A 22538-nucleotide genomic window follows, 5' to 3' on the forward strand; every position below is an offset into this window, starting at 1 on the left:
TTATTCTCTCTTAGGCCAAGTTTTCAACACGGATACGTTGTACTGTTCCAGCAACATCCGGCAAGGCTTCAATTGCCGCAATCGCAGCATTCATATTGCGTTCTTTCACATCATGAGTCATCACCACCAAAGGCACTAACTCACTGCCTTCACGCTCACGCTGAATAAGAGACTCTATACTAATGTCATTGACGGATAGGATTTGAGTAATATTCGCCAGCACACCAGCACGATCTTTAATGGTCATATTCAAGAAAAAGCCACATTCAATTTCTTCAACGGGCAAGACTTGAACATTCGACAAAGAGTCCGCTTGGAAAGCCAAATGAGGCACTCGATTCGTTGGATCTGCCGTTAGAGTACGAGCAACATCGATCACGTCAGCAATAACAGAAGAACCCGTTGGCGATGCGCCAGCACCGGCACCGTATGTCAGGGTTGGGCCCACGACATCGCCTTGCACCATAATAGCGTTCATCACGCCATTAACATTGGCCAACAGTTGTTTGTGAGAAATTAGCGTCGGGTGAACACGCAGCTCAATTCCTGCTTTAGAGCGGCGAGCAATACCTAAATGCTTGATCGCATAACCAAGATCATCGGCAAATGCCACATCTTCAGCAGTAATTCGGCTAATCCCTTCTGTGTAGGTTTTTTCAAATTGTAAAGGGATACCAAACGCGATAGACGCCAGAATCGTTAATTTATGCGCCGCATCAATCCCTTCAATATCAAAAGTAGGATCAGCTTCTGCATAGCCTAGTGCCTGAGCTTCAGCCAAGACATCTTCAAAATCGCGACCTTTCTGGCTCATTTCGGTCAAAATAAAGTTGCCAGTGCCATTAATGATGCCCGCTAACCATTCAATTTTATTGGCAGACAAGCCTTCACGAATTTGCTTAATAATAGGTATACCGCCAGCCACAGCCGCTTCAAAGGCAACAATTACGCCTTTTTCTTGAGCTTTAGCAAAAATTTCGTTGCCATGCTCAGCAATCAGAGCTTTGTTTGCAGTAACGACATGCTTACCATTTTCAATAGCCGTAAGAACAAGCTCTTTGGCAACCGTGGTGCCACCAATTAACTCAAGAACAATATCAATCTCTGGATTGTTGACTACATCAAAAATATCACGGGTAACATTGATATTAGAGGTATCACAAGCATCGTTATCACGACGCGCACCAACCTGCTCAATAACAATACTGCGACCAACTCGACGTGTAATCTCTTCTGCATTATTAAGAAGAATGTTAAAACTACCGGACCCCACTGTCCCCAGCCCACAAATTCCGACTTTTACCGGTTTCAAAACAATACCCCACAGAGATAATCTAATTTTTATAAGACACTTAACTAAGTGACAATCTAACTTATTATAACGCCAGAGCTATTCAAACCCAACGTAGAAAAGGCTGAAGAAGGCTCATGTTTGGTGGAATATTTCGCAATATGACTATAACCCAAGGCGTTTTACTAACTCAGCAGCAGGTAGATAGCCTGGCAAGAACTCACCACTTTCCAACACAATGCTTGGTGTGCCTCTAACACCCACCTCATTACCTAATTTGTATTGATCTGCAACGGGGTTAACACATTTGTTTTCAGGGATCTCTGCACCTAATTTTGCTTGTGCCAACCACGCTTTAGGATCTGCTGAACACCAGACACTAACCATTTTTGTATAAGTCTCAGACCCAATACCGGCTCTTGGATATGCCAAATATCTAACCGTCACTCCAGCCTCATTAAGTTTGGGAACTTCTTTATGAAGCATTCGACAATAACCACAATCTACATCAGTAAAGACTGTGATATGCGCTTTCTCATCTTTTGCTTTAAAAACAATCATTTGTGACTCAGGTAATGATTCAATCTTAGCAAGTTTTGCTTTTTCTGTTTCATTTTCCAGTTTTGTACCGTCAACTCGATAAAGATCACCAGCGACAAAATACTTACCATCTTGAGTAACATGCAGCGTTGGTCCATTTTTTAGGGCGACAACGTACAGGCCGGCTTCATCGTGTAAGTCAACGCTTTCGACTTCGTATTGAGGTAATGCAGTTTGTATAGCGGATAAAACAGCAGCTTGATCTGCAAAAACAGTAGCGGAAAACGAGAAAAGAAATGCGCCTGCGACAGCAGAACGACAGAAAGACAAAAAAGAACGCTTCATGAAAAACCCCAAAGACATGATAAAACAGTCTCCATTAGGCCATACGAGAGGGGGTTAGTTCCATAAAAAAAGGCGACTCGCGTCGCCTTTTTTTAATAAGATAAAATTAACGTTTAGCCAATTTTTCTTTAATACGTGCAGATTTACCAGAACGCTCGCGTAGGTAGTAGATCTTAGCTTGACGCACGTCACCGCGGCGTTTAACTTCGATGCTTTCAACCAAAGGGCTGTACGTTTGGAAAGCACGCTCAACACCGATACCGCTAGAGATTTTACGAACGGTAAATGCTGAGTTAAGACCACGGTTACGCTTAGAGATTACAACACCTTCATAGGCCTGTAGACGCTCGCGTGAACCTTCTTTAACTTTAACCTGAACAACAATAGTATCACCAGGACCGAAGGCTGGGACTTCTTTTGTCATTTGTTCAGCTTCTAACTGCTGAATCAGTTTAGTTTTATTGCTCATGGATGTGACTCCTAATGATATGGTTTCTTATCAGCTCGAAGGTTCTTCTTTCTGATAAGCTCGCAATTCCTACTCTGCCGAGGTTGAATCTTCAGTTTCGCGAATAAACTCTTCTAACAACAACTGCTGTTCCTTGTCCAACTCAAGGTTCTGCAGAAGGTCTGGCCGGCGTTGAAAAGTTCTTGCGAGCTTTTGCTTTAATCGCCAGCGTCTAATCTCCTCGTGGTTGCCACTAAGCAGCACTGATGGCACAGGTTCACCATTTAGCACTTCTGGGCGAGTATAATGCGGACAATCCAGCAAACCATCAGAAAATGAATCTTCATCCGCAGACGCTTGCTTTCCTAATACTCCTGGAACCATACGAAATACAGCATCCATGAGCACCATAGCCGGTAACTCGCCACCACTTAGGACAAAGTCGCCTATTGACCATTCTTCATCAATCTCAGACTGAATCAAACGTTCATCAACGCCTTCATAGCGACCTGCTACCAGAATAAATTCTGCTTGTTTAGCAAGTTGCTGCACGCCTTCTTGCGTTAGCGTACGCCCTTGAGGGGATAGATAAATAACTTTTGCATTGGGTACCGATAACTTGGCACTTTCAATGGCATCTTTGAGAGGTTGAACTTTCATCAACATCCCTGGACCACCACCGTAAGGTCGATCATCTACAGTCTTATGCTTGTCATGAGTAAAATCACGGGGATTAATAAAATCCACCTCAACCAACCCAGACTTAATGGCTCTGCCTGTTACTCCATATTGGGTAATGGCCTGAAACATTTCCGGAAAGAGCGATATAACGCTAACCTTCACGTTGTGACCTCAGCTTATCTGTTTAAAATTCTGGATCCCAGTCAACAACCATTTCCTGCTGTTCTAAATCGATGTTTAAAACATAGGTTCCTGGAGCATACGGAATCAATCGCTCTTCACGATCAAAGCTACCTTCACACGCGCGGACAACAATTACATCATTCGCACCAGTTTCCATAAGTTGAGAAACCTTCCCTAAGAGGACACCCTCTTTGGTAATAACCCTCAGACCTTCCAGTTGACTCCAGTAATAATCACCTTCATCCAGTTCTGGTAGCTCTGCTGCATCAATATAAATGTCCATACCGCAGATTTCTTTTACTTGATCTCTGTCGCTATAGCCTTTAACCGACGCCACCAAACCACGTCCTTGCAAACGCCCTTGGCTTAATTCTACGGTTTTCCACCCACTAGGAGTTTTCAACCACCAATGTTTGTAATCAAAGATTCCTTGCATTGGCTCGGTGTGCGAATACAACTTCACCCACCCTTTAACACCATATACTGATGTAATGCGTCCAACCACAAGGGCTTGCTCAGGAGCGGCCGCTTGTTTTAGTTTAGACATAGCATTACCTCAATATTAAGCGTTTTTGCTAGCATCTTTTACAAGCTGCGCAGCACGGTCAGAAAGTTGAGCGCCTTGGCTAACCCAGTGGTTTACGCGATCTAGATCGATGCGTAGACGTTCTTCTTGACCACGAGCAACAGGGTTAAAGAAACCCAAACGCTCGATATAACGACCATCACGAGCATTGCGGCTATCAGCCACGTTCAAGTGATAGAATGGGCGCTTTTTAGAGCCACCACGAGAAAGACGAATAGTTACCATATGATTGGTTCCTTATTGCTTAACGAAACACCTCTTGCCGAGTCGAATTTTTGACTCATACTACAAGAAGGCGGCATATTCTAGTCGATAAACTAGAAAAACGAAAGGGCGATTTACTCGCCCTTTCACTTTAATTGGAAGTTTTTTTAGTCCATCCAATAAAAACAAGAAGATAGCCCCTTTATTTAGGGAAGCCACCACCGCCAGGAAAGCCTCCAGGCATCATTCCACCAAGGCCGCGCATCATTTTTTGCATACCACCTTTAGCGGACATCTTCTTCATCATTTTCTGCATCTGCTTATGCTGCTTAAGCAAACGGTTCAAATCCTGAATTTGCAAACCTGCACCTGTTGAAATACGTTTTTTACGAGAACCATTAATCACATCAGGATTACGGCGCTCAGCAGGTGTCATGGAATTAATCAATGCTTCCATTTGAACGAACATTTTATCGTTCACTTTATCTTGAATATTGCCCAGCTGCCCCATACCAGGAAGCTTATCCAACATAGAGGTCATTCCGCCCATGTTTTTCATCTGCTGAAGCTGTTCTTTAAAGTCTTCTAAATCAAAGCCCTTGCCTTTCTTCAGTTTGCCTGCAAGTTTTTCAGCCTTATCTTTATCGATCTTTTGCTCTGCTTCCTCTATTAAGGAAAGCATGTCGCCCATACCAAGGATACGTGAAGCCAAACGGTCTGGGTGGAACGGTTCTAGAGCATCGGTTTTCTCCCCCACACCCAAAAACTTAATCGGCTTACCAGTAATGTGGCGAACAGATAATGCAGCACCGCCACGAGCATCACCGTCAGTCTTAGTCAGGATCACACCTGTAAGAGGCAACACATCACCAAATGCTTTAGCTGTGTTCGCAGCATCTTGACCTGTCATTGCATCAACAACAAACAAGGTTTCAATCGGATTAACCGCCGCATGCAAGGCTTTAATCTCGGCCATCATGTCTTCGTCGACAGACAAACGGCCTGCGGTATCGACAATCAAGACATCTTTATGTGCTTTCTTGGCATAGTCGATAGCATTGTTAACAATATCGATTGGCTTTTGCGACAAATCACTGGAAATAAAGTCAACACCGACTTCTCCAGCTAGGGTCTCAAGCTGTTTAATAGCGGCTGGACGATAAATGTCCGCACTCACCACAGAGACAGATTTTTTCTCACGCTCTTTCAAGTATTTAGCAAGCTTAGCTGCAGATGTTGTTTTACCTGCACCTTGCAAACCTGCTAACAAAATAACCGCAGGGCGAGCAACACGAAGGTTTAAGCCATCGTTGGCCTGCCCCATGACGTTCTCAAGTTCCTGCTTAACGATCTTCAGGAATACTTGACCTGGACTCAAACTTTTAGAAACTTCGGTTCCTATCGCGCGCTCTTTAACCGCTGCGATAAAGTCTTTAACAACAGGCAAGGCAACATCGGCTTCAAGCAGAGCCATACGCACTTCGCGCAACACTTCTTGTATGTTGTCTTCTGTTAATTTAGCTCGGCCTCGAATACGATCAAGCGAGGAAGTTAAGCGATTCGATAAATTGTCGAACATATTGCCCTCAAATTTTGACTCTAAATGGAAAAAACCTACAGTTTCAGTTTATCCAAGGTGAAATTGTCTCTATTATAACGGATAAATGATTTACACCCTATACCTTTACCCAGCGGAACCGTTAGTTTCATGACTCAATTATCGCTTTGGCTTGCTTGTATCGTTTGTTTGATTGCCGGCACAGCGTACTTTTTTCGCCCCAAAAGCCTTTATACACAGTATGTAGGGGCATTTGCGATCGTCACACATACCTTCGCACTTACGCAAATACTATTAAATCGAGATGGTTTTAACTTTTTAACGATTGGCTTGCTCATTGCTTTGATTGGCAACAGCTTATTATGGCTGAGCAACCGCAATAAAGATTTGTCACTACTGCTTGGTGCTGCGTTCCCTCTTGGCGCCATTATGATTGCCCTGAATGCTATTGAGCCATGGGAGTTGAAGCAGTTACACAGTAACTCTTGGGGCACTAGCGCCCACATTTTGATCGCTTCGGTCGCTTACAGCTTATTCGCAACGGCTTGTGGTGTCGGCATTTTACTTGCCATGCAAGAATACCAACTAAAGCACCACAAACTAAAACAGCTATTAAGAGTACCGCCACTGCAGGTGTTAGAGCGCTTGATGTTTGAATTTATTTGGGCTGCATTTATTTTGCTGACCATCACAATCGCTACTGGCTTTTACTTCATTGAGGATATGTTTGCTCAACATTTAGTCCATAAAACATTTTTCACAATTGCGTCATGGTTTGTCTTTGCAGGGCTATTGCTTGGCAGATACATAGCCGGTTGGCGCGGTCAGTTAGCCGTCAAATTGACTCTAAGCGGTTTTTTCTTACTCATGCTAGGCTACTTTGGCAGTAAAATTGCGCTGCAAATTTTACAATATTAACAGTGCATGATGTTAAAGTATGTTTGACAGTCAGATCTTAAGAACCAATAATCCAGTTATCTACATAATCGAGGCGATCCCTTTTTGAACGAAGTACCCTTAGGTGTTCTTGGTGGAATACTTTTTTGTCTTATTTTACTTTCAGCTTTTTTTTCGAGTTCCGAAACAGGCATGTTGTCGATAAACAAATATCGACTCAAACACCTTGTGAAGAACAAGAACCGATCAGCGATCAAAGTAAACACTCTTTTAGAACGTCCAGATAGACTTATCGGCGTTATCTTAATTGGAAACAACTTTGTCAATATTCTTGCGTCTGCTATAGCAACCATTATTGCTGTAAGACTATGGGGAGATGCGGGTGTCGCTATCGCCACCGCGGCTCTTACCTTAGTCGTACTCATTTTTGCTGAGGTCACGCCAAAAACATTGGCTGCGATCCATCCAGAAAAAATCGCTTTTCCAGCATCTTGGGTTCTCGCTATTCTACTAAAAACACTTTACCCACTTGTCTGGTTAGTTAACGGCTTGTCCAATGGACTTTTACGCCTAATCGGTGTGCATGCGTCTCAAAAGAATCACGACACGCTAGATTCTGAAGAACTAAGAACCGTAGTAAACGAGGCCAGTGGCTTAATCCCTGCTGCCCACCAAGAAATGCTGATCTCCATCCTCGATCTAGAGAGAGTTTCTGTTGAAGATATTATGGTGCCTCGAAACGAAGTGATTGGCATCGATATTGAGGACTCAATCGAAGAGATTATCGAACAAATTTGCCAGAGCAGACACACACGTATGCCTGTTTATAATGGCGAGATAAATAAGGTTATCGGTATTCTCCATGCTCGTCATGCGGCTATCTTTCTACGTGACCCAACACCATCAAAAGCAGCACTTTTAAAAGCGACGGTTGAACCGTATTTCATCCCTGAAAGCACCTCGCTAAACACAGTATTGCTGAACTTCCAAAAAGACCATCAACAGATGGGCATCGTGGTGGATGAGTATGGTGATGTTCAGGGTATCGCAGCCTTAGAAGACGTACTTGAAGAAATCGTGGGTGAATTTACCCCACCAACCCAAGACGAAGAAGAAGAAATCCAAACGCTTGATGATGGCTCTTTTAGAATCGAAGGCTCGACACACATTCGAGAAATAAACAAAACACTAGATTGGCATTTACCGACAGACGGACCAAAAACATTAAATGGTCTTATCATCGAAACACTGGAATTCATTCCTGAGCACCCTATCAGTTTATGGGTTGGTCACTACATGATTGAAATCCAAGAAATCGAAGACAAAGTCGTTAAATATGCAAAACTTCAGCTAAAGCGTTAAGGAAGCATAATGAGATACTGCCCGCAATGCGGTCACGCCGTTAATATGACAGTCCCTGCTGGAGACAATCGACTACGTGCGGTTTGCCCAAGTTGCGAGTTTATCGATTACGACAACCCTAGGCTAATAACCGGTACCATTCCGCTTTATGACGGCAAAATCTTATTATGCCGAAGAAACATAGAGCCACGTCTAGGCTTCTGGACATTACCAGCTGGCTTCATGGAAAACCAAGAAACAACCAGCGAAGGCGCATTAAGGGAAACATTAGAGGAAAGCGGATCTGTCGCCATATGCAAGCAAGCATTTAGCATGATCAGCATCCCTCACATCAATCAAGTACACCTTTTCTACATCGCAGAACTAGAAAGAGATGACTTCCACGCTACGGAAGAAAGCTCAGAAGTTGCCTTATTTGCTCTTGATGAAATTCCTTGGGATGAACTGGCCTTTAGCAGCGTCAGAAAAACCATTGAACTTTTCATCACAGATCATAAAAAAGGCCAATACGGTTTCCATGAAGACACTATTCACTTCAATACTGTACCGGAATAAAGTGGTAGGCCACCTCTTCATAGGGGTGAGCCAATAACAAGGCGGACAGCACCCCCGCCTTTAGCTCATCCTCCAAAATCATCTCAACCCGATATTCATCCACTATCTCCAACTCATCAAGCTCACCTAAAAACGGTGTCGCCCCTTTTCTGGGACGGAACTGCCCTTGCCCTTTTACCTGCCAACAACAGGAGTCATAATCCCCCATCGCGCCAGCACCAGCAGAAAACAACGCCTGCTTTACCGACTCCAAATGCGACTCAGGTACATAAAATATTAACGAATACACAACCCCCTCCCACTAAACCTAGTTAGTTTAATCCAAAATCATCTCACCAAAGGGTAACCTGCTCCTGACTTTGCGGTAAAGCCAAAGCACTTTGATAATGCGGATTTAAAAGACGAACTTTTTCATCTAATTGCGCCGCCAGGGTGGGTGCGGCAATATTATCGGAGGAATGAACAAACACACTCGAGGTAAGCCCTGCCGACAACCATTGAGACAATTTTTTAGCCCACTGATCTAACCATAATTCATTACGTGGCAAATCAGGATGCCCAATAAAACGCACGACAGGGTGACGAGCAGTCACTACCGGATGACAAGGCACCCTTGGCTTCTTCTTTTGTGCATCGATCAAACTTTCACAATAGGCATCCGTCGAAAACACGGGCCGAGAATCCATGATCACACGATTCACATTACGATCAGACAAACCGGCTAAAAAACGCTGTTCTGTTTGGTTTTTATCGAAATAAGCAAGATTACGCACCTCGACAGATAAAGGGCTCGACAAAGTCCACATATCACACAAAGCTAAAATGACATCTAAAGCGCGTTCGTCACATACGGCAGGAAACTGCAACATAGTGGGCCCAAGCTTATTCTGTAACGGCTGTAACGACAGCATGAAAGCCAACCAATCTTGCTGCACTTCATGCCAAGGACGCTCTAACAATCGATGTGTCACTGTTTGAGGCGCTTTGAAACTGAATTTGAAACCATCAGCCACAGACTCGTACCAACGCAACAACTGAGCATCATCGACCTTAGTATAAAAAGTACTGCCAACTTCAACAGTAGAAAACACCTGTGAGTACCGACCTAAGCGCTCACCAGTCGGCAAAGACGTTGGGTATAACCAATTTACCCAAGCCGGATGCTGCCATTGCGCCATACCATAATGAATTTTCATAGAACCCTTAAATACAACTAAGACTTTAATTTCGCATCACTTAAAGTCCATGGTATCTATAAAAGACACCAACTGAAAACAAAATACCTCTTAGGCTAACTTGCACACAAGCTCACTGAAACAAGCCAAGAAACTCTGTCTATTCCGTCATGAGCCTTGGTCCAGTGCCCTTTTCACCTAACTCATCATAAGGATTAAGCAGCCGACATCTTTCCAGCGACAGACAACCACAACCAATACAATCGGCCATCATTTCTTTCAGCTCCGTCAATTGGATGATCTTTTTATCTAACTCTCTTTGCCATCGGGAACCCAACGCCTCCCAATCTTCTAGGGTGACGCGCGTACGATTCGGTAAGCCTTCCAGCTCCAATAGAATATCGTCCAGAGAAAACCCTGTTCGCTGAGCCACTTGAATCAGTGACACAATCCGAATGACGTGCTTTGGGTATTGTCTGTGGTTAGAAGCGTTTCTTTGGCTTTTAATCAGCCCTTTTCTTTCATAGAAATGCAACGCCGACACAGACACGCCCGTCCTCTCACTTAACACGCCCACCGGAATCCACTCAGGCATTATTATTTTTCGCATTTTATACTTGACCTCAACTTAAGTTTAGGTAGCAGAATAGGCACAAATCCAAGCGGACTCAAGCTCTGTGAAACATAGCCTAACGAGGAAGAGAACCTAAATGAAAAATAACCGATTAGAACTCAGGGCAGTTTGCCTGCTGCTGATCTCCACACTGACCGTCATGTCCAATGCCACTATTGCTCCGGCGTTACCTGGTTTAGCGAATGAATTCTCAGGAACACCCTCAGCCGATTTTTGGGTAAAAATGCTATTACCCATACCTGCTTTGTTTGTGGTGATTTTTGCACCGATCTTAGGCTGGACTGCGGATAAGTTCGGTCGCCGAAATCAAATAATCATTGCGACTACCGTCTTTGCCATCGCCGGTGCGGCTGGCGCACAGCTGCAAGACTTAGAAGGCATTATTATCAGCCGAGCCATTCTGGGCATATGTGTCGCTGGACTAATGACCGCCGTAACAGCGCTAATAACCGATTATTATTCTGGTCAGAAAAGAAGCCAATTTATGGGACTGCAACAAACTTTCTCTAATATTGGCGGCATTCTTTTCATCGTCACGGCGGGCTATTTAGCAGGCATCAGTGCTCGACTGCCTTTTTATATCTACGCCATTGCTATTCTGTTGCTTCCTCTCATATTGCTGTCTATTCGTGACAGCAAGCCAACCAATCAACCAAGCGATCACCAGCAGGGCGATGGCAATGCGAACTGGAAGCTACCGCTTATTGGCTGCTCTATTCTCCTTTTCTGCCACTTAATCGTCTTTTATATCCTACCAACACAAATTCCATTTTTTATGGCCGATATTGGCATCTCTGATCCAAGTAAATCAGGCTTAGCAATCGGAATGGGGACATTAATCGCCGCGATAACCAGCGTATTCTTTGGCAAGCTGGTTGCCAAAATACAAAGCTATGGCGTCGCACTTATCGGCTTTATTGCCATGAGCATCGCCATGCTCGTGCTATCACAAGCCACATCGTTCAGCTCTGTGATTCTCGGTTGCGGCCTCATGGGCGCTTGCATGGGATTGGTAATGCCAAATTTCATGATAAAAGGCATGGCGCTTGTGCCAAGCCACAAACGCGGACTCGCTTCTGGTGTACTGACCAGCAGCATCTTCATTGGGCAATTCGTTTCACCTTTTGCCACCTCAGCGCTTATCGCCAAATTAGGATTCAGCGATTTTTACTTATTAGCAGGGGCTTTTACGTTAGTTCTAGCCATTGCAGGGGCCGCCACTTTGAAAAAACAATCTATTCCAACTACTCACGTCAACAAAGGAAACTAAAATGAAAGTACTTACTTTTGGTGCAAGTAACAGCAAAAACTCCATTAACAAACAATTAGCTTTTTACGCTGCACAGCAAATAAACAATGCGGATGTTTCGCTAATCGATATCAATGACTTTGAAATGCCAATTTACAGTGAAGACAGAGAAAAAGAATCCGGCATCCCAAAACTCGCCCACGATTTTTACAATGCCATTGGTGCTGCAGATAGTATCGTCATGTCTTTTGCCGAATATAACGGCTCTTATACCTCGGCTTATAAAAATCTGTTTGATTGGACATCTCGAATCAACATGAAAGTCTTTCAAAGTAAGCCCGTTATTATGCTGTCGACCTCGCCAGGCCCAAGCGGCGCACAAAGTGTTTTAGCTGCCGCACAAGCTTCAGCACCCTATTTTTCAGCGAATCTAATCGGTGCCATTTCACTACCAAACTTCTATGACAACTTTGACGCAGAGAAGGGAATAGTGACAAATGAGACATTTAATCAACACTTACTAAGCTGCATTGATAAGCTTTCGATTCGTTAACGCAACCAAAGAGCAACAGCAAATTTTATCCCCTCACTGTTGCTCTTAACTCACCCTAATATAGATATTGTGAGCTATAAGGATGGAATTGGATGGTACTCGATATTCACGATCGTGTAGGTTTTCTCTCCTGTTGCTAGACGAATTGTCACATCATCGTCTTCTTGTTTTTTCAAGAGAGCTTTGGCAACAGGCGAATCAACACTTATATAAGCGGAGTTGTGATCAAGCTCATCAGGCCCAACAATTCGATGTGTGCGCAACTCGCCTTCTTCATCTTCTAGAGTGACCCAAGCACCAAAAAAAACGCGTGTTTGGTCTGCTGGAAGGCGATCTACCACAGTACAAACATCCAAACGTTTTTCGAGATAGCGCACACGTCGATCTATTTCTCGAAGCTGTTTTTTACCATAGATATATTCCGCATTTTCAGAACGGTCACCTTGCGCTGCCGCCTCTCGAACGGTTTCCGTGACGGCTGGACGCTTTTCTTTCCACAAGTATTTAAGCTCAGCCAACAAGGTTTGAGCCCCTTCGTGGGTTATGTATGCAGATTTTGGTGGAGATGGTGGACGATAACGACTCATGAACCGCAGCCTTCTTTGAACAATAAAACCAAGCAATAAAAACAAAAATGCCGCCAGCTATTACTGACGGCATTACGCTTATTTAGCACTCAGACGATAATTTTTACAAATTACGACTCTTGCTTATGAACGTGAACATCCATTTGAGGGTATGGAATACCAACGCCACGCTCGTCAAAGGTGTATTTAATTTTTTCTAAAAGGTCAGCACGTACAGTCCAGTAATCACCCGACGCCACCCAAGGGCGCAAGAAGAAATTCACCGAACTATCAGCCAATTCAGAAACGGCAATTAAACATTTAGGATCTTTTAGAATGCGTTCATCAGCATTCACAATTTCTTCCATGATTTGTTTTGCCAAACGAATATCCGCATCGTAACTAATACCAATAACAAGGTCTAAACGACGAGTAGATTCGCGAGAGAAATTCACGATAGAGCCATTCATTACTGAAGAGTTCGGCACGATAATGACACGATTATCAGGCGTTTTTAGATAAGTATGAAACAGTTCAATACGGTTTACCGTACCCATTTGACCGCCAGCGTCAATAAAGTCACCAGAGCGGAATGGTCGCAACAAGATAATCAGCACACCTGACGCAAAGTTAGACAAGGATCCCTGCAATGCAAGGCCAACAGCCAAACCTGCAGCACCAAGAATCGCTATGAAGGAGGTCGTCTCAACACCAACCTGCCCTAACGCCATAAGCGTTACGCCAGCAAACATCAAGGCATACAAAATACTGGAAGCAAAACCTGCCACAGCCTGATCAACAGACGCTTTCAGCAATCTGTTCTCACACCAATGAGCGATCTTGGAAGCGATGAACTTACCAATAAAGAAAATAACAAGACCAACAGCCAAATTAATAAGGCTATCGGTCAGCCAAGGCATTAACTCTGAACCCTGCTCAAATAACGACTCTAACTCATTCATAATTCTTAATTCCCTTACTGTTCCGCTTCAAATTCGGTCAGATTAAATAGTTTGATTTATGCTGCCACTCATCGAGCAACTTTTCCAGCTGAGATACACCCTTTTTATTAAAAAGCACACAAGATCGCCCATTAACAGAGTGCATTCCTTTTACTCCAGACTCATCAATCAATAAGCACTGCTCTCTTAACGCATCTACGGCACCATCGTCCCGAACGCTCATGCCCAAGAAAGCATTCCATTCATGTTCTGGTAAAACACCTTTAGTTGCTTTATCTAACAAAGTAACGCACTGCGCTTGGGTCATCCTGTAATAAGGTACTTTTGATTGATGACGAATAAAAAACAACGTCAAGGCAACCAGCAGCAAGAACAGACAACCAATAGAAACCAACAACTGAATGAGCATTACTTAAAATCGTAGGCTAATAATGAATCTTTCGCTCTTTGCAGGTGTTCAGCATACTCCACCTCATAACTGTCCATCTCAAGACGAAACTTCATTTTCGCAGGCTTAGGCAAATCTCGCCACTGCTCGTGAGTCGGTATGTGCATTGTCTTTTCTGTAATAATATAAAATGCCGAAATATCTTCATGAGTCGATAAATCTTCGCTAAGTTGATCTAACAAATGCTTGATTCGAATACTGGCCTCAATCCAATTAAGCTCTTCTGTACCAACCGCTTTCAACAGAACCCGAATACTATCAATTCTTTTTTGTCGCTCTTCTAAGAAACGATCTTCTCCTGCGCGAATCTTTTCCTCTCGCAATTTATTCATCTTCAATTGGCGACCGATAAACCAAAGAGAAACAGCAATCACACCAACACAACCAATTAAAACGACTAAAAACGCAGTAAAAGACATAAAACACCCTATCTAAATAACACAATCTTACTTTTCGAGATTAGTAAGCGCTAACATAGCTTCAAACAAACCCGGTGTAGAAACCAAAAGACCTTCACCATTGACCACATCCGGCCAACGATCAGAAGATTGAAGGTAACGCCCAACCAGAGCACCCGCTTCTTCTGCAATCAAAGTACCTGCCGCCATATCCCAGGGTTTGACACTCTCAAAATAAGCATCTAAACGGCCTGATGCGACCCAGCATAAATCCAACGCGGCAGAGCCGTTACGACGTACATCCTGACAGTGGTGCAAAATACGTGAAACTCGTTCAAGAATCGGCAACAAGGCATCTTTTTGATAAGGAAAGCCCGTCGCTACCAAAGCATTTCGTGGTTCTTTAGCACCGGATACCAACAGAGGTTTCCCATTACAGTAAGCCCCCTCCCCTTTAATTGCCCAATAACACTCCTCTAAAAAAGGGGCATGAACAACACCTAAAATACGCTCATTTCCAACATACAAACCAATGGAAACAGCAACATGATGATGCCCATGAGCAAAATTCACCGTTCCATCAATAGGGTCAATAACCCACACAGGAGTACTTTCACCGACACTAGCAAGGTCCAACGTCGGCGAAGACTCTTCAGACAAAATACAATGCGAAGGGTAACGTGTATGAATGTTGGAACAAATGTATTGATCGACTGCAATGTCTGTCGTCGTCACTAATTCATGATCCATTTTATAATCACGTACAAAGGTTGAATCTGCTCGCGCTGCCACAATCATTTCGCCCGCCTTCACAGCCAGCTGCTTGGCAAAGTCCAACCATTCAAACACGTTATTTTGCACGCTCCCTCCCCTTTAAAAAAATAAGTATTGCAGACTTAGTCAGCTAACTGAACATTCAACCAATGTGAAATGTCTTGTACTTGCTCAGGGCAAACCGAGTGAGGCATTTCATAGGTTTTATATTCAACAGAATACCCCTTAGATACCAAGAGATCCCTCGCCTTAACAGACAATTCAGGGGCAACGACAGGGTCTTGCAAACCATGATGAATAAGAATTGGGGCCTGTCCATTAACACAAGAGTCAGCTTCAACGACTTTATCACCATTGACCAAATAGGTTGACAACACGAGCACCCCAGCGACGGCATGTTTCGTGTGTAACGCTGTCTGGTATGCAATCACACCACCTTGAGAAAAGCCTGCCAATATAATGCGATCTGGGGAAATACCTTGATCAATTTGCGCCTGTATCAACTGCTCAACTTGAGCGCAGGACTCATCGATATTAGCCATATCAACTTTACGCTCTAGCGTCATCTCGTAGATGTCGTACCATGCACGCATTTCCATGCCACCATTAATAGTAACGGGGCGTCGCGGCGCGTGCGGAAAAACAAAGCGAACCTTTAATGTCGGAAGCAATGACAGCGCTGGCACCAAAGACTCAAAGTCATGACCATCAGACCCAAGGCCATGCAACCAAATAATCGCAGCATCTGGCTGCTCATGAGTTTCTACCACTACAGAAGGCAATACATTGGTCATCTTTTAAATACTCCAAAAAAAATAGGCTATCGCAATTTGCCATAGCCTATCATATTGAGGTATTTCACTCACTCTGACTTTTTTGCATGGTACCGTTATTCATTCCAGCGCTCACAAGAAGTTAGTGCTCTACCGGAAAACGCATACTCATAACTTCTTGCTTGTCACTTAGCGTGAACAAAACATCTGCCCTATTAGGCATGACCGCTAACATATGTCGGGTCAATCTTTCATAATACTGCATGAATTCCTTCAGTTCCGTTGAAGACATTACTTTTAGATCAATAGTATCAAGCAAAATCCCATGAATATCATGGAGATGACTCTCCAGCATTCGCTCCTGTTTATTACGCCAATGATATACAACGTCATAGCTAGGCGCCTGCATCCAAGCCATTAGGTCAATCTTAGAAAATAACGTTTTATAGTCCTCTTCTAAAAATTGATTCACCTTATTTCGCCAAATCCCTTGCGCATCCTTCTCTTTTTCAAGCGCATTCATGGGTGAACTCATCACATCAGTCATAGGGGGCGCACCAACACACCAGCCTTCAAACAACACCACATCGACAGGGCCCTGAACCTCTTTCCACAAATGTACTGATTTTCTGTCATCGATCGACTTATCGAAGCAAGGGAACTTCATCACCTCACCCTCTTTCAGATTATGCAATCGGTCAAATAAGCTTAAAGCAAAGCGGACATCATGGGTGCCAGGCACACCACGCACAGCAAACATGGGCGAGGTTTGGCTAGCAAACTTCATTCTGTCGTGCTGTGTACTGTATAAATCATCTAAACTGATCACCACACAGTTTAGGTCAAAACCTTTATTAAGAATGCGGCTGATAACACTACAAAAAGTCGTTTTTCCACAACCTTGCGCACCACCCACTCCGACAATCAAGGGGCCTTGCCCTGCATGTGCTTTTTGACTCAACCAATAAGAGAAAGGCAAATACAACCGATCCATTTGATCTACCAAGGCAGCATCTGCATACAAACAACTTAACGTCTGTTCAACTTCGAACCGCAATCGGTGAGATAATGTGTCAGGCATACTTATATTTACGAAATCAAAATCACTCTGTTGCTTAAACATAACGAGCACCTCCGTAAGGGTCATCATTTAAGTATAGTAAACGACTCGATTCTTGATTGTTTTTTACATTAGGAAGTAAAAGGTAAATTCAATTGGTACGGCTGCGGGGGCGTCAAACGATAACCCACACCAATTAGGCGCACTGAACGTGGCGATCTAGAAAAGGCCAGTTGTAACAATTCAGAAAAAGCGTCTTCTGATAATTTCCCCTTGATTGGGCGCTCAATCGTTGTTTGCTTAAAATCATCGAACTTAATTTTTAGGTAATATTTACTCAGCTGAGATTCATAGTCTCGACCTTTCATGCGTTTTTTCAAATCAGCCAACAGCATAGGCAAAACCGCACGACACTCCTTGAGCTCCAACAAATCTTTCGCAAATGTATGCTCTACAGAGACACTTTTTCTTTCTCTAGAAATCACCACAGGGCGATCATCGATCCCCAAAGCAAGTTGAGACAAACGATAAGCCATACTACCAAAGCTCTTCTGCAACAAAGCAAAATCCAACTTCTGTAAATCTGCGCACTTAAATCGTTCTTGCGCAACTCGACCAATCCCCGAAATGGCTTTCACGGGTATATCAGAAACAAATTCAAGTTGCGTCTCTGGCGTCACGACGGTCAGCCCATCAGGCTTATTCCAATCGCTCGCTACCTTAGCAATAAACTTATTTGTCGCAACACCAGCAGAAACGGTAATTCCTACCTCACGGAAAATTCGAACCTTTATTTCATGAGCAATTCGCGTTGCACTGCCTTGGAAGTCAACCGAATTAGTCACATCAAGATAGGCTTCATCTAACGACAGTGGCTCAATAATATCGGTAAATTCTCGAAAAATAGCGTGCATCTGCTCAGAAGCCGTTCGGTATTTCTTCATATCACCAGGCAAAACAAGTAACGCAGGACAAAGACGCTTCGCGACCGAAGTCGGCATAGCCGAACGCACCCCATAAACGCGAGCTGCATAATTTGCAGTAGCAAGTACGCTACGACTATTTTCAGGCCCACCAATAGCAATAGGCTTATCGCGCAAACTAGGATCATCTCGCATCTCAACGGCCGCATAAAAACAATCCGCATCAATGTGTATAATTTTTCTATTTAGCGACATAATTAAAGCACTGTATAAAAAAACAGTATACTACTAAGCAACCTCCACTTTCATCAAGCACAAAAGAGAAAATGAACAATACGAAAAACGTCCCTCGACACAAAACTCGCCTGAAAACGTTATAAAATTAACGATATGAGGATATTTACTATCAAAAACAAAGAAAAAGTGCTTTTTTAAGCGCTCAAACATGGACGCTAGAGCGTAAAATGGTTTACATTTTGTGCATTAGATTCGCCATATTGAAAACAAAAAGTATTTTCAATACACAGTAAATCCTTAAGACCTGCAACAAATGACCGATTAGGTAAAGTAACGGTACAACAAGTACTACTTGAAAACGCAGAATATTGAGAAAAAGACTTCCATACAAAGGGCACCACCATGACAGTATCACTTCGTATTTTCTTTATAGCCATAGGTGCACTCATGCTTGCAGGGTGTCAAAACCTTTATCAGCAAGACCCCAATGGAACGCCATGTACCACGGTTGCTCCTTGTAACGGAAACAATTTTAATACCGGACCTAGCACTGGCTACACACAAAACAGGGCAGTTAACACAAACAACTCTGTTTCTGTCATTAAAAAAGAGCCCATCATAGTAACAGCTACAGGTTATGCTGCCATGATGACCAATAAACGCCTCACTAAATCCCAAGCTCGCATCATGTCACTACGTAGCTCCATGCTAGATGCTTATCGAAACCTTTCTGAACGTGTTTACGGCTTAAAAATTGATGGTTCAAGCTCACTAAGCAACATGGTAATGCAAAACGATGAGCTTAGAACTTACGTGGATGCTTACTTAGTAGGCGCAAAGGTAATTTCTCAGCGAGAGCATGAAGACGGCACTTTCGAAACCATAGTGGAAATGGCATTGCAGGAAAACTTCCGTGAATGTGTTAACTCTGGAAACATCCAAGCAAATCCAAATTGCAGGGTTCAGCCTGGATACCGTTCTGTCGACGTGCAAAACTCGGCACCTACTGCAAATTTTTATAGCATTGAATAACTAATGTTGATTTTAAAACGCATAACATTCGTCGCTTTGGCATTTTTATTGCCAAACATAACCCTCGCTAAAAGCGTAGACGCGGTTGGCGAAGCCGTTATATACAACAACGATATTGCTGACGCCCGTTACAGAGCAACCCAACAAGCCATTAAGCAAGCAGTTTTAGAGTCTGGATCTAGAGTCAATATCAAAGATGCGTTAAACAATGGAGAGCTTGAGTCCAACTTAGAGATTCGCAGTTCTGGCTATGTTCAGAAAGCGAGAATTTTATCTGAAGAACAAAATGGTGACTTCCTTCGCATTATTGCTCGTGTCGACGTCACCCCAGACTCTCAATGCAGCACTGGCCCTACTAGTTATTATAAAAAAACCGTTGGCATAACCGGATTTGAGCTGCAAGACCCACTACAAGCAAGATTGGGCGGGCTAAGCAATATATCCAGAGAACTTCCTAAAGACCTCGCCGATGAAATAAATAAACAAGGCTACTTAAGGGCGTTAACCGCTACCAACATTGCCATCTACCCAGATTTAATCAATGCTCCCTCTTCCACTAACTATGACGGCTCTCTGACTAACGTAACAAGAATTAGCGAGCAGTTAGGAGTTCAGTACATTGTCAGCGGTGTCATTAGAGACATTGGAGAGGTTTATCTAAGATTTCCAGACGACAAAAATTCAAAAGACCTTCTTGATGAAGAAATTGATAAAGAAAGAAACTTTGTGGTCGATATCTATATCTATGACGGATTCAGCGGTGCCCTACTATTTGAGCAACGTTATGACGAAATAGGTAACTGGGACATTTCTGACCATGCTAAAGTAGGCTTTGGCAGCGCCAAGTTTTGGTCTATTCATTACGGAAAAGTGGTACAACAAGCCTTAAAAGAAAGTGCATTAGACACAAGCAACCAGTTACGTTGCCAACCTTTTATTGCTAATATTTTCCGAACTGAGGGCAACAGGATCCATATATCAGCAGGATCTTTGTCAGGAATCAAACAAGGTGATAAATTCAATGTGTATCGCCGTTATGAAGTGTTCAATCAGCTGCAGTCATCTCAAACTCAGCTGAATAATGCTAATATCAGTGTTACAATTAAACAGGTTCAACCTAACTTTTCGGTTGGAGAACTGGTTGTTGACTCTCACATTTTGAACGTGCAACAACAAGATGTCGTGATTGCTTGGTAACTTTACAAAACAATGCCTATACACGAAGGCCGCTTTATTTTTTTAGGACAGTACAATGAATAACGAATTACTACACCACCTAGAGCAACGCATCAACGAAGCTGTAGAAGAAATTGGCTCACTACGTAAACGCATATCAGAATTAGAGATGCAAAACTACGAACTGAGTGAAGAAAAAAGCGAAATCCAAAGCACTCTAAATCAAACAAAAGAACAACAATCTAACTGGGAATCGTCTCTTTCTCAGATGTTGAACCGCTTAAATCAGATGGATGAAAAACAATGAAATCACTTTTACTTGCAACTTTAGTTTTAGTTAGTGCACACGCATCCGCTGAAGGTCAAATTGCGAGTTTAGTAAATTTCTCATCGACAGCTGCGCGACCGACAACGGATGAAGGTGAAACAAATGTCACCTCCATTCTAAGTGCATCAATGGAGTACACCCTGCCAGAAAACGTGTCTTTTTATGGTGGGTTATCCTTTGTTATCGGAGAAACATTCGAGAACTCTGTCTCTTTAGGCGCGCGCTATTATAGCTCAACACCTGCATTGCAAATCTTACCAGGGATCCCTATGTGGTCATTCATCGGTGGAGGCGTCTCATTCTTCGATGAGACCGTTTACTACCCTGAAGCAGGCTTTCGCATAGGGATTTCCGATGTATCTCGTTTAGATATTTTTGTGAAAATACTAAACAGTAGCAGTGACACCTATGACAAGCATGTCATGGTTGGTGCAGGACTCACTTTCTAAGCAAGATGAAACTATTACCTTTTTTCATCACTAGCGCTTTAATCACAACGACTTACGTTTGGTGGCAAAGTGGAAAGAATATCCCCATTACACTACCAAATGAGGATCAGCGAAAAGAAATGCTTGGCATAAGTAATGCACCACAAATTCCGCTGACCCCAATAAAAAATTGAGCCTTGTGTTTCTATGGAACAACTTATTGCAAAACTCGAAGCTAAAATCAACTGGCTAACAGAGCAGCTAAAATCAGCGAACGAGGAAATACAAAAACTACAAGAACAAACATCCACCTCCATTGAATACAGTGCCTCAATGGATTTGCTACAACACATGGCCGACCGCTCAACAGAAGATCAACTGCAGCTTTATATTGAAGACTCTCTCGACCTTTTAAGTACAGCGCCAGCCCCCGAGCAAGTAAAAGAGCAAGATAGAGTAGAATATCAACTCGATTTTGACTTAATGCACGAGCATGCTGATAACAGCACCACAACCACGACAACAGAACAGATTGATTACATGACCACACAACAAACAGAGCTTAACGGCTTGCAAGAAGACGACAAACTAGTCGATAACGACACTAGCGTACAAGAAGCAAGTGACAGCACGACAGAAGCAGCGACATTGACGCCAGAACAAAAAAAGCGTCAAAAAAACCAGAAAAACAATCGCCGCCTAATCAAAATGCTCGAAGACCGTTATCCGAAAGCGTTTGACTGGAATCAACCTAAGCCCCTGAAAGTCGGCATAGACAAAGACATGGTTCTGGACGATGACTTCAATGCCAGTAAGCAAAAACGCGCCCTAGCCGCTTATACGCGCTCAGACAGATACAAAAAATGCTTACTGTCAGGCCAACCACGGATAGACCTAGAAGGTGTTGCTGTAAACAACGAGCCAGCCCTTCCTGAGTCCATGATTCCAGCAAAAGCTAAAACGGCGACAACGGGCCGACCAGCCAGAGAGAAATCGTCTCAACCAGCTCGTAGCAGCAAACCAAAGACACAAGCTAAAAACAAAGCAAATTCAAAACCTAAGCCTGCTAAAAGCGCCCCTAAACAGGAAGACATTTACGATAACCTGTCTCCTGAAGAGCGCATGAAAGCAAAATTAGAGAAATTGCTAAATAAATCTTAAAAAACTGTTTA

28 protein-coding genes are annotated in these 22538 nt (G+C 43.3%); 10 read left to right on the forward strand and 18 right to left on the reverse strand.

Features of this window, described 5'->3' with window-relative positions:
• Positions 1–10 precede the first annotated feature (10 nt).
• The 7 genes from C1X04_RS15150 to ffh form a co-directional block, all read right to left on the reverse strand.
• Positions 11–1312, reverse strand: coding sequence for a homoserine dehydrogenase (locus C1X04_RS15150; RefSeq protein ID WP_110576971.1), 1302 nt, complete (start codon positions 1310–1312; stop codon positions 11–13).
• A gap of 144 nt (positions 1313–1456) precedes the next feature.
• A complete protein-coding gene (locus tag C1X04_RS15155) occupies positions 1457–2176 on the reverse strand; it encodes a thioredoxin fold domain-containing protein (RefSeq protein ID WP_137170375.1) in 720 nt (239 codons plus the stop codon).
• 106 nt (positions 2177–2282) lie between these two features.
• The gene (gene rplS, locus C1X04_RS15160) at positions 2283–2645 is read right to left on the reverse strand and encodes a 50S ribosomal protein L19 (RefSeq protein WP_110576970.1); all 363 of its coding nucleotides are present in this window, start codon (positions 2643–2645) and stop codon (positions 2283–2285) included.
• 69 nt (positions 2646–2714) lie between these two features.
• On the reverse strand, positions 2715–3467 hold the full coding sequence (trmD, locus tag C1X04_RS15165) for a tRNA (guanosine(37)-N1)-methyltransferase TrmD (protein WP_110576969.1): 753 nt from the start codon (positions 3465–3467) through the stop codon (positions 2715–2717).
• A 22-nt stretch (positions 3468–3489) separates the two neighbouring features.
• Positions 3490–4035, reverse strand: coding sequence for a ribosome maturation factor RimM (rimM, locus tag C1X04_RS15170; RefSeq protein ID WP_110576968.1), 546 nt, complete (start codon positions 4033–4035; stop codon positions 3490–3492).
• Between the two features lie 15 nt (positions 4036–4050).
• Entirely contained in the window at positions 4051–4299 is a 249-nt protein-coding gene (rpsP, locus tag C1X04_RS15175; protein ID WP_110576967.1) for a 30S ribosomal protein S16, read from the reverse strand.
• 181 nt (positions 4300–4480) lie between these two features.
• Complete coding sequence (ffh, locus tag C1X04_RS15180) at positions 4481–5857, reverse strand: signal recognition particle protein (protein ID WP_110576966.1); 1377 nt, start codon at positions 5855–5857, stop codon at positions 4481–4483.
• Positions 5858–5986: 129 nt separating this feature from the next.
• Between ffh and ccsA the strand changes: the two genes are divergently transcribed.
• The 3 genes from ccsA to C1X04_RS15195 all read left to right on the forward strand — a co-directional run bounded on the left by ccsA (position 5987) and on the right by C1X04_RS15195 (position 8650).
• Positions 5987–6754: an inner membrane protein YpjD gene (ccsA, locus tag C1X04_RS15185; protein WP_137170376.1), complete on the forward strand. Its 768-nt coding sequence runs from the start codon at positions 5987–5989 to the stop codon at positions 6752–6754.
• 84 nt (positions 6755–6838) lie between these two features.
• On the forward strand, positions 6839–8095 hold the full coding sequence (locus tag C1X04_RS15190) for an HlyC/CorC family transporter (RefSeq protein WP_110576964.1): 1257 nt from the start codon (positions 6839–6841) through the stop codon (positions 8093–8095).
• A 9-nt stretch (positions 8096–8104) separates the two neighbouring features.
• The gene (locus tag C1X04_RS15195) at positions 8105–8650 is read left to right on the forward strand and encodes an NUDIX hydrolase (protein WP_137170377.1); all 546 of its coding nucleotides are present in this window, start codon (positions 8105–8107) and stop codon (positions 8648–8650) included.
• Here the strand turns inward: C1X04_RS15195 and C1X04_RS15200 are convergent.
• From C1X04_RS15200 to soxR, 3 genes are all read right to left on the reverse strand, one after another.
• Positions 8631–8939 (reverse strand): NGG1p interacting factor NIF3, encoded by a 309-nt coding sequence (locus C1X04_RS15200; protein WP_110576962.1) that lies wholly within the window; start codon positions 8937–8939, stop codon positions 8631–8633. The genes C1X04_RS15195 and C1X04_RS15200 overlap by 20 nt on opposite strands.
• A gap of 43 nt (positions 8940–8982) precedes the next feature.
• On the reverse strand, positions 8983–9846 hold the full coding sequence (locus tag C1X04_RS15205) for a DUF72 domain-containing protein (RefSeq protein ID WP_110576961.1): 864 nt from the start codon (positions 9844–9846) through the stop codon (positions 8983–8985).
• Positions 9847–9985: 139 nt separating this feature from the next.
• Positions 9986–10435 (reverse strand): redox-sensitive transcriptional activator SoxR, encoded by a 450-nt coding sequence (gene soxR / locus C1X04_RS15210; protein WP_137170378.1) that lies wholly within the window; start codon positions 10433–10435, stop codon positions 9986–9988.
• A gap of 100 nt (positions 10436–10535) precedes the next feature.
• Between soxR and C1X04_RS15215 the strand changes: the two genes are divergently transcribed.
• Both C1X04_RS15215 and C1X04_RS15220 read left to right on the forward strand, forming a co-directional pair.
• Positions 10536–11729: an MFS transporter gene (locus C1X04_RS15215; RefSeq protein ID WP_137170379.1), complete on the forward strand. Its 1194-nt coding sequence runs from the start codon at positions 10536–10538 to the stop codon at positions 11727–11729.
• A gap of 1 nt (position 11730) precedes the next feature.
• Entirely contained in the window at positions 11731–12261 is a 531-nt protein-coding gene (locus C1X04_RS15220; protein ID WP_137170380.1) for an NADPH-dependent FMN reductase, read from the forward strand.
• Between the two features lie 74 nt (positions 12262–12335).
• On the opposite strand, the gene greB is transcribed toward C1X04_RS15220, so the two are convergent.
• The 8 genes from greB to dinB all read right to left on the reverse strand — a co-directional run bounded on the left by greB (position 12336) and on the right by dinB (position 18420).
• Positions 12336–12848 (reverse strand): transcription elongation factor GreB, encoded by a 513-nt coding sequence (gene greB / locus C1X04_RS15225; RefSeq protein ID WP_137170381.1) that lies wholly within the window; start codon positions 12846–12848, stop codon positions 12336–12338.
• A gap of 110 nt (positions 12849–12958) precedes the next feature.
• Positions 12959–13789: a mechanosensitive ion channel family protein gene (locus C1X04_RS15230; protein WP_137170382.1), complete on the reverse strand. Its 831-nt coding sequence runs from the start codon at positions 13787–13789 to the stop codon at positions 12959–12961.
• Positions 13790–13826: 37 nt separating this feature from the next.
• The gene (locus C1X04_RS15235) at positions 13827–14198 is read right to left on the reverse strand and encodes a hypothetical protein (RefSeq protein ID WP_137170383.1); all 372 of its coding nucleotides are present in this window, start codon (positions 14196–14198) and stop codon (positions 13827–13829) included.
• A complete protein-coding gene (locus tag C1X04_RS15240) occupies positions 14198–14656 on the reverse strand; it encodes a DUF2489 domain-containing protein (RefSeq protein WP_137170384.1) in 459 nt (152 codons plus the stop codon). The genes C1X04_RS15235 and C1X04_RS15240 overlap by 1 nt, the downstream gene beginning before the upstream one ends.
• Positions 14657–14683: 27 nt before the next feature.
• A complete protein-coding gene (locus tag C1X04_RS15245) occupies positions 14684–15496 on the reverse strand; it encodes an inositol monophosphatase family protein (protein ID WP_137170385.1) in 813 nt (270 codons plus the stop codon).
• A gap of 35 nt (positions 15497–15531) precedes the next feature.
• Entirely contained in the window at positions 15532–16203 is a 672-nt protein-coding gene (locus tag C1X04_RS15250; RefSeq protein ID WP_137170386.1) for an alpha/beta hydrolase, read from the reverse strand.
• A 121-nt stretch (positions 16204–16324) separates the two neighbouring features.
• Positions 16325–17305 carry a hypothetical protein gene (locus tag C1X04_RS15255; protein ID WP_137170387.1) on the reverse strand — a complete coding sequence of 327 codons (981 nt, stop codon included), beginning with the start codon at positions 17303–17305 and terminating at the stop codon, positions 16325–16327.
• 68 nt (positions 17306–17373) lie between these two features.
• Positions 17374–18420, reverse strand: coding sequence for a DNA polymerase IV (dinB, locus tag C1X04_RS15260; protein ID WP_137170388.1), 1047 nt, complete (start codon positions 18418–18420; stop codon positions 17374–17376).
• A gap of 384 nt (positions 18421–18804) precedes the next feature.
• Here dinB and C1X04_RS15265 point away from each other — a divergent pair, with 384 nt between their 5' ends.
• The 5 genes from C1X04_RS15265 (at position 18805) to C1X04_RS15285 (ending at position 22527) form a co-directional block, all read left to right on the forward strand.
• Complete coding sequence (locus C1X04_RS15265; protein WP_110576949.1) at positions 18805–19434, forward strand: LPP20 family lipoprotein; 630 nt, start codon at positions 18805–18807, stop codon at positions 19432–19434.
• A gap of 3 nt (positions 19435–19437) precedes the next feature.
• Positions 19438–20631, forward strand: coding sequence for a flagellar assembly protein FlgT (locus tag C1X04_RS15270; RefSeq protein ID WP_137170389.1), 1194 nt, complete (start codon positions 19438–19440; stop codon positions 20629–20631).
• Positions 20632–20686: 55 nt separating this feature from the next.
• Positions 20687–20917: a cell division protein ZapB gene (locus C1X04_RS15275; protein WP_110576947.1), complete on the forward strand. Its 231-nt coding sequence runs from the start codon at positions 20687–20689 to the stop codon at positions 20915–20917.
• A complete protein-coding gene (locus C1X04_RS15280; protein ID WP_110576946.1) occupies positions 20914–21387 on the forward strand; it encodes a hypothetical protein in 474 nt (157 codons plus the stop codon). Before C1X04_RS15275 ends, C1X04_RS15280 begins: the two co-directional genes overlap by 4 nt.
• A gap of 186 nt (positions 21388–21573) precedes the next feature.
• The gene (locus C1X04_RS15285) at positions 21574–22527 is read left to right on the forward strand and encodes a ProQ/FINO family protein (protein WP_137170390.1); all 954 of its coding nucleotides are present in this window, start codon (positions 21574–21576) and stop codon (positions 22525–22527) included.
• Positions 22528–22538 lie beyond the last annotated feature (11 nt).

It is taken from the genome of Marinomonas sp. FW-1 (genome assembly GCF_005222245.1).
Classification (GTDB): domain Bacteria; phylum Pseudomonadota; class Gammaproteobacteria; order Pseudomonadales; family Marinomonadaceae; genus Marinomonas; species Marinomonas alcarazii.